This window comes from Chromobacterium fluminis, from assembly GCF_011602385.1.
Taxonomy (GTDB): Bacteria; Pseudomonadota; Gammaproteobacteria; order Burkholderiales; family Chromobacteriaceae; genus Chromobacterium; species Chromobacterium fluminis.
Genome location: NZ_JAAOMA010000075.1, coordinates 1 through 12178 on the forward strand (window position 1 = coordinate 1; position 12178 = coordinate 12178).

General features: G+C 65.4%; 9 protein-coding genes. All 9 read right to left on the reverse strand.

Annotated elements, in window-relative coordinates; translation table 11 throughout:
- Nucleotides 1-675: 675 nt before the first annotated feature.
- The 9 genes from HA052_RS25895 to HA052_RS25935 all read right to left on the reverse strand — a co-directional run bounded on the left by HA052_RS25895 (nucleotide 676) and on the right by HA052_RS25935 (nucleotide 11582).
- Entirely contained in the window at nucleotides 676-2091 is a 1416-nt protein-coding gene (locus HA052_RS25895) for an alkaline phosphatase family protein (protein ID WP_166454247.1), read from the reverse strand.
- 4 nt (nucleotides 2092-2095) lie between these two features.
- The gene (locus tag HA052_RS25900) at nucleotides 2096-2986 is read right to left on the reverse strand and encodes a TatD family hydrolase (protein WP_206119060.1); all 891 of its coding nucleotides are present in this window, start codon (nucleotides 2984-2986) and stop codon (nucleotides 2096-2098) included.
- Nucleotides 2973-3671: an EboA domain-containing protein gene (locus HA052_RS25905; protein ID WP_166454248.1), complete on the reverse strand. Its 699-nt coding sequence runs from the start codon at nucleotides 3669-3671 to the stop codon at nucleotides 2973-2975. Before HA052_RS25905 ends, HA052_RS25900 begins: the two co-directional genes overlap by 14 nt.
- A 16-nt stretch (nucleotides 3672-3687) precedes the next feature.
- A complete protein-coding gene (locus tag HA052_RS25910) occupies nucleotides 3688-4629 on the reverse strand; it encodes a UbiA family prenyltransferase (RefSeq protein WP_206119061.1) in 942 nt (313 codons plus the stop codon).
- Nucleotides 4626-5861, reverse strand: a complete 1236-nt coding sequence (gene eboE, locus HA052_RS25915; protein WP_166454249.1) for a metabolite traffic protein EboE — start codon at nucleotides 5859-5861, stop codon at nucleotides 4626-4628. Before eboE ends, HA052_RS25910 begins: the two co-directional genes overlap by 4 nt.
- The gene (locus HA052_RS25920) at nucleotides 5848-7080 is read right to left on the reverse strand and encodes a 3-dehydroquinate synthase (protein ID WP_206119062.1); all 1233 of its coding nucleotides are present in this window, start codon (nucleotides 7078-7080) and stop codon (nucleotides 5848-5850) included. Before HA052_RS25920 ends, eboE begins: the two co-directional genes overlap by 14 nt.
- 435 nt (nucleotides 7081-7515) lie before the next feature.
- A complete protein-coding gene (locus HA052_RS25925) occupies nucleotides 7516-8577 on the reverse strand; it encodes a ferritin-like domain-containing protein (protein ID WP_166454250.1) in 1062 nt (353 codons plus the stop codon).
- A 13-nt stretch (nucleotides 8578-8590) separates the two neighbouring features.
- Nucleotides 8591-10546 carry a hypothetical protein gene (locus tag HA052_RS25930; RefSeq protein WP_166454251.1) on the reverse strand — a complete coding sequence of 652 codons (1956 nt, stop codon included), beginning with the start codon at nucleotides 10544-10546 and terminating at the stop codon, nucleotides 8591-8593.
- Between the two features lie 10 nt (nucleotides 10547-10556).
- Complete coding sequence (locus tag HA052_RS25935) at nucleotides 10557-11582, reverse strand: hypothetical protein (RefSeq protein WP_166454252.1); 1026 nt, start codon at nucleotides 11580-11582, stop codon at nucleotides 10557-10559.
- Nucleotides 11583-12178 lie beyond the last annotated feature (596 nt).

Sequence of the window (12178 nt, forward strand, 5' to 3'; positions counted from 1 at the left end):
GGTCAAGGTGGGGTGGTTGGTGTGGCTAGGTGTGTGGGTTTTGTATCCGCTGCGCGGATGATGTTTTTGGTGCGGCTGTCCTGCTGACCAAGCGAGGCAAGCGTAGCGTCGCGAGGGAATAAGACGGGGGAGGGGGCGGGCCACCGCCGCCTTCCTTCCTGCCCGCTCGTCCCCCAGGACGCGAAACCCGGAGCGCGCCCCGAGAGGACACTTGGGCACTACACGAGGTGGTCTTTTTTGAAAAGAGAGAGTGATTTGGCCTCGTGGATTACTTTTGGGGATAACTATCCAATTCCACCCGATCTGTGGATATCTCCAAAGAGCCAAGAAGAAACCACGTTTGCGACGCGCCCCAGGTCCCTTCAAGCCTGCCGACGGGTGGCAGGCCCGAGGTCTTAAGCGGCTGCCCTGTTTGAGCGATTTGACGTTAGCAAATCGCGAGTTCAGCCGCGCCTCGGGCCTGACGGGCCCCGGCGGGAAGCCGTAGGCCAGGCTTGCAGGGCGGCCTTTGGGGTGAAGGGGAATTTGGCCGGGCAAATTCCCCTTCCTGCCCGCCGGGCAGCCCCGGCAATCAAAATCATCATCCGCACAGCGGATTCAACAAAACAATCCTCTCCAAACACAGAGCCCCCAAAGGCACAAACCCCATAAAAAAGCCCACGCGGGGCCTCCGCCCTACTCCATCACCCCATGCTCCCCATACGCCAGCCGCGTCTCCACCTCCCCAAACATATGATCCATGATGATGTCCCGCACCGCCGTCGCCGGCACCGACCCCGGCGGCAAACTGTCCGGCAAAGAACTAATCATCAACGGACCATGCTCCGGATTCAGCGTGGGACGACCATGCGAACCCCGCACCAAGGACGGATCCAGCGGAATCACCTCCAACAAACTCCGCATCCCCAACTTGCGCTTCAACAAGGTCCAGGCAATGTCCAACTTCGGCCAACTTAAAGCCGGGTCCAAAAACAACTCCACCGGGTCGTAACCCGGTTTGCGGTGAATATCCACCGTGCGGGCGAAATCCGGCGCGTGCGCATCGTCCAGCCAATAGTAATAACTGAACCAGCGATCCGGCCGGCTCACCGCCACCAGCTCGCCGGAACGCGGATGATCCAGCCCCAGCAAACGCTTGCCGGCCTGGTCCAACACCATTTCCACCCCCTCCAGCTCCAGCAACAAGGCCTTCACCTCCGGCACCAACGCCGGCTGGCGCACATAGATGTGAGCAATCTGGTGATCCGCCAGCGCGAAGGCCGCCGACGCGCCGCAATCCAGCTTGTCCTCGCCCGCCTCCTCCCTCACCTTGAGCCAACCGGCCATGCGCAGAATGCGGTTGATGGCGATGTCGTTGCTGACCGGCGTGACGCCGTACTCGGACAAGACGATCACGCGGCTGCCGTCCCGGTCCGCCTCCTCGATCAACTCCCCGCACAACTGATCCACCGCCGCCACCTCCGCCGCCACGTCCGAATGATCCGGCCCCAAGCGCTGCAGGCAGTAATCCAGATGCGGCAGGTAGACCAGGGTCAGCGTGGGCTGGCGCGAGCGGTACAGATGCAAGGCGCAATCCGCGATCCAGCGGCTGGAGCGGATATCCGCCGCCGGCCCCCAAAAGTGAAACAGGGGAAAATCGCCCAGCTTTTGACGCAATTCCGCGTGCAGCTCCGGCGGGTTGCAGTAGAAGTCGGGAATCTTGCGGCCGTCGGCCTTGTAGATCGGCCGCGGGGTCACGCTCCAGTCCACATCGGCGTACATGTTGTACCACCAGAACAACTGCGCGCAGCTGAAGCCGGCGTGCAGGCGCCGGGCTTCGTGCCAGAGTTTCTCGCCCTGAATCAAGGCGTTGTTCTGTCTCCAGAACAACGGCTCGGCCAGCTCTCGCGAATACCAGCCGTTGGCGACGCAGCCGTGCGCCTGCGGCAGTTGGCCGGTCAGATAGGTGGCTTGCGCCGGGCAGGTCAGCGCCGGCGTCACCGCCATGAGCGGGCGCTGCGCGCCGCGCTCCGCCAGCCGGCTCAGGTGCGGCGCATGCCGCAGCAGTTGCGGCGTCAGGCCCACCACATTCAGAACGAGTGTGCGTTGCATGATGTCACTCCACGATATCCACCTGCGGATTTTGGCCGCGCAGCACGGAATTGCCCTGATACAGCCGGCGCTGGTCCACCGCCAGCGGGCTGTTGGCTTCTTCGATGTCCAGACGGCCGCTCTGGGCGAAGAAGTCCAGCGGGTTGCGCCAGACGATGGTTTCGATGTCGCGCTCGGCGATGCCGGCGGCGCGCATCGCCTCCACGGTTTTGGGCACTTTCAGCGGATCGCTGACGCCCCAGTCGGCGGCGCTGTTGATGATGATGCGTTCGCTGCCGTACTGGCGCACCAGCGCCACCATCCGCGGTTCGTCCATCTTGGTGTTGGGGTAGATGGAGTGGCCGGCCCAGCAGCCGGAGTCCAGCACCAGCGGCAGGGTTTCTTCGGTGTTGTGGTCTATCAGCACCCGTTCCGGCGCAATGCCGCTGTCGCGCACCAGCGCCAGGCTGCGCAGGGTGCCGGCCTTTTTGTCGCGGTGCGGGGTGTGGACCAGCGCCGGCAGGTCGAACTCCATCGCCAGTTCCAGCTGGCGGGCGAAGTAGCGCTCCTCGGCCGGGGTTTCGTCGTCGAAGCCGATTTCCCCCACCGCCACCACGCCGTCCTTGTCCAGATAGCGTTCCAGCAGCGCCATCACGCCGTCGGCCACGTCCGGGTTGTTGGTCTCCTTGGGGTTGAGGCCCAGGGTACAGAAGTGGCGGATGCCGAATTGCGCGGCGCGGAAGCGTTCCCAGCCCAGCAACGACAAGAAGTAGTCGTCGAAACTGCCGACGTGCCGCCGCGGCTGGCCCATCCAGAACGCCGGCTCCACCACCACGCTGATGCCGGCCCGGCTCATCGCCTGGTAGTCGTCGGTGGTGCGGGAAGTCATGTGGATGTGCGGGTCAAACATTTTCATGATGCAGTCCTTGCAGTAGGAAAACGACGTCGTCGGACACGCTGCGGCCGGCGGCGCGTCGCTCGCTGGCGTAGGCGGCCACCATGTGTTCCAGCTCCGGGCTCCAGCGCTGCTCCAGGCCGGCGATATGCCGCGCCGGCGCGCCGGTGAACAAGGCCTTGAGCACCAGCTGGTTGAAATTGAGTTCGGGAAACTGTTGCGCCGGGTAGGCGTTGTCGCAGGCCAGCGCCTGAAACACACCGGCCACGTGGCTGCGGCTAGCGTCGGTAGCCAGCGCCAGCCAGTCTTCCGGCTTGGGCAGCAGGATCAGCGCCTTGACCACCGCCTGCTGTTCCAGGCTGTCGCCGCCCTGATACAGATCGAAGGCCAGCGCCGGGCCCGCGCCGGCGGCCAAGGCCCTCAGCAGCAGCAAGGCGCGACCGGCGTCGCCGGGGGACCAGGCTTCCGCCGCCAGCACGCGTTGGGCTTGCAAGGCCTTGATCGCGGCCTTGGGCAGCAGGGTCAGCGCCGCCAGTTGCCGGTTGGCCACGCTGAACAAGCGGCGACAGGCGGCGGGCTCCGGCGCCTCGGCGGTCAGCCGGCGACAGGCTTCCAACCACACCAGCGCCTGGGCGGCGTTGTGGCGGTCCGCCGCGTCCAGCAGGCTGGCGTGCAATTGATCCGCCAGCATGGTTTGCGTTTCCATCACGCAGATTCTCCGTTCAAGTGCCCGGCACCCGGCGTTGCCATGTCCGGGTCAGCCAGGCGGCCAAAACCGCCAACGCCGCCCACTGCGGCTGGCCCGCGGCGGCGATGAACAAAGCGTCCGCCAGCGCGATGCCGGCGATCAGGCCGCCGACGGCGCGCGGCGTGTCGCGGCCGGGTCCGGGCCAGGCCAGCCGCAGGCAATGCGCGCTCCAACTCAGGCTGAGCAGCAAAAAGGGCAGCGCCCAGGGTTGGAACGGTTGGCTGAGCAGGTAGAGCGGCGGCGCGGCCAGACCCAACAACGGGGCCAGCCGCCCCAGTCCGGCGCGGCCTTCCTGCTTGGCCACGTAAGTCAGCGCGATCAGATAAGCCAGCAGCGCCAGCGCCGCCAGCAGCAGCGGGCCGGACAAGGCGCCGGCGCCCAGCGCCAGGCCGCTGATCAGATAAACCTGCATCCGGCACAGGCCCATCAGCAGCGGGCTGAGCGGATTGTGTTTGTGCCAGAGGTCGTAGAGCACCACGGTGGCGGCCAGGCACAGGCCGGCCAGCAAGGCGGGCAGGCCCAGCGCCGTCAGCAGGGCGACGCCGACGGCAAGCTGGGCGGCGCCGGCCAGCAACACCAGCCGCGCCGACGCCAGCCCGGCGGGAATGGGGCGCTCCGGCCGTTCGCGCGCGTCGATGTGGCGGTCGCAGACGTCGTTCAGATACATGCCGGCCACGTAGATCAAGGACAGCGACAACAGCAGCAAGGCGAGCGGGCCGCCGGCCACGGCGTGGCCGGACAGCACCGCGCCGGCGAGGACGTTGCTCCACACCGTGGGCAGGTTGGACACCCGGCCCAGCCTCAGCGCCAGCGACCAGACCCCGGCCACGCGCCGGCGGGTCTGGCGCGCGTGCCGCCGCGACAGCCGCCGCCGGGCGCTGGTCTTGGGAATGGGCAGCGCGGGCTGGCCGCTCATCGCAGCTGGCCCTCCGCCCATTGCAGCTCCCGGCAGATGGCTTCGCCCAGATCGCCCTGACGGTGGGCCGGGGGCAACACGCCCCAGCTATAGGTTTCCACCTCCAGATGGCTGCTCAGCGGCCGCTGGCATTGCAGGACCAGCAGCCGCGACAGGAAGTCCTGGGTGCTGGCGAACGGCCCCAGCGCGGCGTGGCAGATGGGCACGTGGAAGTGGATGCGCCATTCGTCGGCCGGCTGCCGCGGCAGGGCCGTCAGCGCCGCCGGCAGGTCCGGGTAGCGCCACAGATCGTCGCCGCGCCGCGCCACCACTTGATGCAGATAGGTGTCTTCGGCAAAGGCGCGCAGCGCTTCCGCCGCCATCCGGTCCGGCCGGGTCACGCGCAGGCCGGCGCTGAGCTGCAGCTTGGCGATGGCGATGCCGGCCTGATCCAGCCGCGCCACCGCGTCTTCCGGCTGTTCGTACTCCACCGCGGCGTGGCAGGCGTCCAGGCACACGCCCAGGTGCCGCCGCACGATGGCTTCGGCTTCTTCGCGTTTGACATTGCACCATTTGGCCACTTGATTGAGCGCGGCTCGGCTCAATAGGTGCAGCTCGAAGAAGGCGACCGCGTCTTCGCTGGTGGCCAGCAGGCAGTCCGGCTCCGGTTCCAGCGCCAGCACGATGCGGCGGCCGCTGTCCTGCCGCAGCCGATGCAGGAAGGCGGCGTGCTCCAGTAGATGGGTGGCGATCCACAGCGCGCCGCTGCCGTCGCCGCTCAGGTGTTGGCGATAGCCGCCGGGCACGGTGCTGACGCTGCCGTATTCCAGTTCCGGCGGCAGCAGCGCGGCCAGCAACTGGGCCAGCCGGTTGCTGTAGATCAGCCGCTGCGGGTCCCGCCAGTCCGGCAGGTAAACCGCGTCCTTCACCGCCTGCCGGTGGAAGGCGCCGAAGGGAAAGCCGTTGAGGGTGAACACATAGCATTGATGTTCGGCCAGAAAATCGCGGAATTCCGCCTGCGCCGGTTCTTCCTCCAGCTGGCGCGCGGCCAGCGCGGACAGCCGCAGCCCAATGCCGAACGGCCGATCCGGCGCCACGCGAGCCTTGATGCGCGGCAGGTGGAAGCCCAGCTGAGCGCGCATTTCCTGCCAGCTTTCGCCGGGGTGGATATTGGTGCAGTAGCTCATGTGGACCGCGGGCAGAGTGGTGGCCGGCAGACTGTCCGGCCGTTGTTGGGGGTCAAGCAGCAACATGGTCATCGCTCCTGTCGCGCAGCCAGTCTATGGCCGCGTTCATCCGATCCGCATCGATGGCGTGCACTTCCACCCCCTGCCCCAAACGCTGCAGCAGGGTGATGGTCAGTTCGCCGCCTAGGTGTTCGCGGAACTCATCCAGCCCGGCCAGCACCTGGCGACGCTCGCCGTCGCGCCAGTCCAACGCCGGGTGCCATAACGAAAAGCCCAGCCGCAGCAGCAGCCGGTGCAAACTCCGTTGCGCCGGTTCGCGCAACAGGCCGGCCAACACCGCGTAGCGGCAGTCCAGCGCCAGCCCTATCGCCACCGCCTCGCCGTGGCGCAAGGCGTAAGCGCTCAGCGCTTCCAGCTTGTGCGCGGCCCAATGGCCGAAATCCAGCGGCCGGGCGCTGCCGAACTCGAAGGGGTCGCCGCCCTGGCCGATGTGGTTCAGATGCAGTTCGGCGCAGCGCCGTATCATCCATTGCATCGCTTCGTCGTCGCCGTCGGCCAGCGCTTCGGCGTTGGCGTCCAGCCAGTCGAAGAAGGCGCGGTCGCGTATCGCCGCCACTTTCACCGCCTCGGCGATGCCGGCGATGCGGTCTCGGCGCGGCAGGCTGGCGATGAAGTCGTAGTCGTTGAGCACGGCGAACGGCGGCGCGAAGGCGCCGAGGAAGTTCTTGGCGCCGAAGGCGTTGATCGCGGTTTTGACGCCCACGCCGGAATCGTTCTGCGCCAGCACGGTGGTGGGCATGCGCACCACGCGCACGCCGCGGTGGGTGGTGGCCGCGGCGAAGCCGGCCATGTCCAGCAGCGCGCCGCCGCCGACGATGACCACACAGCTGTGACGGTCCACATGGCATTGCTGCAACCAGCTTTGCAGCGCGAATAGTTGTTCCGGATCGTTCTTGCAAGCTTCGCCGCCCGGCGCCAGCCGAGGCGGCGCGGCCAGTTCCAGCGCGTCGCGGTGACGCCGGGCGTAGCGCTCGAAGGCGGCGGGCAGCCATGGGTGGGCGGCGGCCACGTCTTGGTCAATCAGAACCACGAATCGATGGCGCCTTTCCGGCTCGCGCCGGCAGATGGCTTGCCGCAACAGCGGGTTGCCAGGGTCGCTCAGCAGGCCGCGGCCGAAATACACCGGGTATTCGAACGGCACGCTGAAGCGCTGCATGGTCATGGCCCCGGCGCTGCGGCCGCTTGCGGCGTCTCCGAGGTCTGGCTTGCTGACTGGCAGTGGCATGGCTCTGCTCCTAAAAAAACCGGCTCTTACGACCCGCTAACAAAACCCCTGATCCCGCGTTGCGCCTCCTTGTCGTACCACTTTGTACTGCCTGCGTCGGCGCGCCTTGGCTCAGGTTTTCTGCGAGGTTTTGTTAGCGGTTCTTAGAACCTGTTCACGATCTACTGCGCTGCGGCGATACAGCGTTAAAAACAAGCTCAAAATGCTCATGTACCACGTGTACATTCCGCTTTTTCGCTCGTTTTTGCCTTGTCTCGCTCTTGCTCGCGAGATCGTGAACAGGCTCTTCAATCTGCTGCGCGTTGACGGTCCGGCGCTGCGGCCCGTCAAGGCTGGCTTTCGTATCCCGCGGCCAGTGTGCTGGCGCCGATGAGACGGCAAACGCGGCCCGACATCCGCCGGACCGCTTTGGCCTTGCGCAATGGCGGACGGCGTTTAATCGCTGGTGTCCATCCCTCCTTGCGTATTCACGTAGCGATAGCTGGGTCCAGCCGTCTTCTCGCTGCCCGGCGCCACCGGCGTTTCCATCAGGCTCACCGCTTGCACCTTGAGGTCGTACATCAGGCCGATGGCGGTGTCGATGCGCTTGGGATCGCCGTTGAAAGCCTGGTGCAAGGCGTTGAGCAGGCTGCTGTAGCTGTAGGCGAAGGCTTCCACCCTCACCTTGGCCTGGGTGTTGTCCTGATAGTCGTAGTCCTGCGGGTTGGACACCATCGGGTAGACCCCGGCCGGGTCGTAGGGCACTTCCGCGCCGGCGTAGGCGTAGCCGCCGTCCGGGGTGCTGACGATGCGGCGGCCGTAGTAGATTTCGCCGAACTTGTAGTAGTGCGCCGGGTTGCCCGGAGATTGGTTCGGGTTGGTGCTGGTGCCCTCGCCTTCAACAATGATGATGTTGATGGCGTGCAGGGCGCTGGCGATGTCCTTGATGGGGAACAAGCGCTCCGGCGAGAACCAGCCCAGCACCTGCTTGGGCACCGTGGCCGGAATGAAGATGCCGTCGCCCAGTTCCTTGATCTTCTTTTTGATCGCGTCGTAGAACTCGCCGATGGTGGCGTAGTCCGGCTCGTCCTCGGCGGCGAGCTTGGGCGTTTCCACCGGCACCGGGTCTTCCGGCTCCTCGATCACCATGAAGGTGTTGAACACCAGCTCCTTGGAAAAGGGCTCGATGCCCACGATGAAGTCATCGCCGCCGATGGACATCGGCAAGGGCCCCGGATACTTGGGGATGAACGGCGGCTTGTTGATCTGCGGGTGGCCGCCGATGGAGATCAGAATATTGCCCGCGATGCACATGTGCAGCATTTCCTGCATCACGATGCTGTGAATCAACTGGCGGATTTCCACGTTGTAGCCCGGCTTCAGCGAAAACATCGCGGTCAGATAGGGCGGGATGGTGGCGTGCTCCAGTTCCACCGCGTTTTGCAGGTAGTAGTGCAGTTCGGCCGCGGTCTTGGCGGCGCGGATGCCGTGGATGATGCTGCGTTGCAAGCGAATCATGGCCTGTTCTCCCTCAATCCTTGGACGACGCGGCTTTGCGCTGCGCCTGGCGTTGCATCACCACCGCGGTCTTGCCGGCCACTTGCAAGGCGTCAAGGCTCACCGTCACCGCATCGGTGTCCACCGCCTGCGGCGCGGGCAGGACGGCGGCCTTGAGCGGCGGCGTGCCCTTGAGCGGTTTGCCCTGGGCGTCGGTCTGGTTCAGCCACTTGAGGATGATGGCGCGCTTGTCGTCGGATAGGTCTCGCGTCACCGGCATGTGGTTGGGATCGCTCGTTGGCAGGGCGAACGCCAGTTTGAGGATGTCCATATGGCGCACCACGGAGTCGTAATCGCCCAGATCCACCACGTATTTGCTCATGATGGGATAGAGGTTGCCGTACTGGACGAAGATGGGCCGGATATCGTCGTACCAGGTGGGGTGATCCGGCACCGGCACGCGGTTGAAGGCCAGTACGCTGACGAAGTTCCAGTAATTGCTGACATAGCCCTGCGGCTGATGCTGCAGCTGGTAGCCGATGCCGTACAACTGGCCGTCGATATAGCCGCGCGGATTGCCCGGCCCGGCCGGGATCGCGCCTATCTCCGCGCGGCCATGGCCGTTGTCGTTGGTGTGGAAGCAGGCAGGATATTGCACCGCGTCGGCGGGTACGCTGATCTGGGGCTGCGGCGGTGTCGGGCCGCCCATCAGAGTGGCGCCATCGGGCAGTAGTTCCACGTTCACCTGCGCGGACAGCGGCTTGCCGTAGCGGCTGGCGAAGAAGCCGACCGGCAGTTGCTGGCCGGCGTTCAAGCGCAGCACATGGTCGTCGGATCGCACGTAGAGGCCGTCGATGGACTCCTGCACCAGCACCTGGAACACATCGCCGGACGGCGCCAGCAGCAGCACCGGACAGGCTTCCAGCGCCTGCCTGGCGCCGGGGATGGCGGAATAGTCGAAGTCCTGGATCGCCGCGGTCTGGCGATACCACGGCGACGGCTCGTCGCCGGCCGCCGCGCCCGGCTGCGGCGGGTCGTAGGCCAGTTGTCCCAACACGATGACTTGGTCCTTGGCCAGATTGCCGCTGATCGGCGCGTGCGCCGGCTGTTTCAGCACCGCCAGCGCCAACGGCCCCAGATCGACGAAGGCGCCGCTGGCGTCAACAATGGGCAAGGCGTTGCCGAAGTCCGCGGTCAGGGTCTGACGCTCCGGGTGGTTCTGGCACTGGAAGCTGTAAACGCCGCAGGAGGGCACCATCGGATATTCATTGGGATTGGGGTCCAGCTGCGCGGTCATTTGCCGGCCCAGCACAAAGTGCTTGGGCTCGCGCTCGTGGTAAGGACCGATGGTGCCGACGATGTGGCCCTGGGTGTAGCGCGGGATCGAGGGGTCGCGGCCGTAGCCGAACAGATTGAACTCGATGGCCAGCAGGCCGTGTTGGCTGGCCTTGCGCAGCGCCTCCAGCACCGGCGAGTGGCTGTGCCCATGCCACTGCACGTTCTCGAGAATGGACTGGTAGTTGGCGGCCAGCAGTTGGTCCGAACGGATGCCCTGCTGCTGACGCTGCCACAGATTCATGAAGCCCACCGGCAGCATGTCGCCGATGAACAGCGCGCGCTCGACATTGTCGGTCAGCCGCACTTGCAGCGCCCAGATCTGCGACACCATCTGCTGTTGCGGATCCAGATCCACCATCTTGCCCGGCGCGCGCTGGTCGGCGTTTTCCATCGCCATGCCGATGATGGGATCCTGAGCGCTGCTGGTCAGCGGTTTGCCGTTGAGGCTGGCGCCGGTGACGCTGCAGCTGACGAAGCGGAAAATGCCGGTGCCCTGCGGGTTCCAGCCCCCGCCGCCGCCGCTACTAGACGGCTGTTGGTCTTCCGGCTTGAAGGTATCGGAATTGTAATAGAGGACATTATTGTTGATGGTGGACACGTCCGACTGGAAGTAGCCGGAAAAGTGGATGCGGGGAGAGTCGAGATAACTCATGGCGGTTCCTTTACGGCTGCAAAGTGGCCCAGCTCGGGTCGGGTTGGGCGTTGGCCTTGTCGGCCGCCGGCGCGTCCGCCTTGCCCTTGTCCGGGCAATCGGTGGCGAACAGGCAGCACCATTCCGGCTTGGCCGGGCACATCTCGGCCACCTTCATCCAGGTCTGTTTCGGGTCTGGCTTCTGCGCGCGGAAGTGGCTGTAGTTCTGGCTGACCATGGGCGCGTCCGGCGGCGAGCCTGGGTCGCCGGAGAAGAAGAAGGACTGCGGATGCCGGTACGGCGCGCCCTTGCCGCCGTCGCGCGTTGGCTGTTTGTAGAAGGCGTAGCCAAACAGGATGCTGCCCGGCTGCACCAGGCGCGAGTACGCCTGTATCGTGCCGTTCAAGTGGGTGCTCTGCGCGGCGTTGTACGGCAGATGCTTGATGAAATCTCGACGCGGCGGGTGGTTGTCCAAGGAAAACTGGCAACACTGCGGCGTACCCTTGGGCCGGTCCGCGTAGCGCAGGAAATAAGCCTTGTTGCCCAGCGAGACGAAGGAGCAGCTGTAATGATTGCTGCCGGGGAAGATGGGCAGGCAGCGTTTTTCATAATGCTCCATCATCGCGCCGCGGCCATCGCCGTCCGCCGGCACGTAGCTGGCGTCGTAATAGCTGGCGCCGTAGGACGTTTCGTAATCTTGGCCCTCGCTCATCCCGGCTGGCGGCGAGGCGTACGGCGGCGGATATTCCTTGATCGCCGCCTGATTGAAGATGCGATACATGGTCCAGTCGCTGACCCACCATTCGGGGAACAGCGGGTTGCTGGGTTCGCCGGGCTTGCGCGGATAGACGCAGCTGCCCGGCAGCAGACAGCCGACGGTGTTGTGCACGCCGCCGGTGTAATAGCTGTGGCGACCCGCCGGCGTGCTCTTCAAGGCCTTGAGCGCGGCGGCGGCGGAAGCCTCCGGCATGTCGGCGGCCTGGACGCCGGCGGCGGCGCAGGCCAGAACCAGCCACCCCCAGCGCACGCTGGCGGAGACAGACTGTTGCAATGACATCGATTGTGCTCCTTCGTATTGGAACCCCGGTGCCATCCGCCCCTTGGCGGCCGTTCCCTTCCCGGCTGACTGCGGACGGCGCCGCTTCACAGGCGGCGAACCCGCCCTCTCTGATGCAGCGCACTACGTATAGTCACTTAGTATTAACAAACGCCAATAATCATGCTTTTATCATTACATGCAAGTGTGGTTATAGCTGGCGGCCAGATCAGCCGCAAAGGAAAATGTGAGATACGAACTAAGTGCTGGTTCAAAGGCTCGCGAGCCAGAGTGAGACGAGGCGAAAACCGCTGAGAAAGCGGAATGTACAGTTGGTACATGAGCATTTCGAACCGGTTTTCAACCCTGTATCGCCGAAGCGCAGCAGACTTTGAACAGGTTCTAAAGCGGTTTGGGAGCGGCGGCTCCCGCCCGGCCTTGACCCCAAGCGCGGCGCTGGACGACAATCCACGACGCGCCGGAGTTCCCCGGCGCCGGGAACGCGGCCCACGCAGACCGGCAGGCCGCCCCGCCATGGACTTGCCCGCTTCCGATCGGTACCGGACAGGCTGCGCCGACATCAATTGGAAACTTTCATCATGGCCCTCCCCTCCCTC

What these genes read in the sequence shown, in the direction of transcription:
- HA052_RS25925 (WP_166454250.1), bottom strand. Translation starts at nt 8,577, where the DNA reads ATGATTCGCTTGCAACGCAGCATCATCCACGGCATCCGCGCCGCCAAG.
- eboE (WP_166454249.1), bottom strand. Translation starts at nt 5,861, where the DNA reads ATGTTGCTGCTTGACCCCCAACAACGGCCGGACAGTCTGCCGGCCACC.
- HA052_RS25895 (WP_166454247.1), bottom strand. Translation starts at nt 2,091, where the DNA reads ATGCAACGCACACTCGTTCTGAATGTGGTGGGCCTGACGCCGCAACTG.
- HA052_RS25935 (WP_166454252.1), bottom strand. Translation starts at nt 11,582, where the DNA reads ATGTCATTGCAACAGTCTGTCTCCGCCAGCGTGCGCTGGGGGTGGCTG.
- HA052_RS25910 (WP_206119061.1), bottom strand. Translation starts at nt 4,629, where the DNA reads ATGAGCGGCCAGCCCGCGCTGCCCATTCCCAAGACCAGCGCCCGGCGG.
- HA052_RS25930 (WP_166454251.1), bottom strand. Translation starts at nt 10,546, where the DNA reads ATGAGTTATCTCGACTCTCCCCGCATCCACTTTTCCGGCTACTTCCAG.
- HA052_RS25920 (WP_206119062.1), bottom strand. Translation starts at nt 7,080, where the DNA reads ATGCCACTGCCAGTCAGCAAGCCAGACCTCGGAGACGCCGCAAGCGGC.
- HA052_RS25900 (WP_206119060.1), bottom strand. Translation starts at nt 2,986, where the DNA reads ATGAAAATGTTTGACCCGCACATCCACATGACTTCCCGCACCACCGAC.
- HA052_RS25905 (WP_166454248.1), bottom strand. Translation starts at nt 3,671, where the DNA reads ATGGAAACGCAAACCATGCTGGCGGATCAATTGCACGCCAGCCTGCTG.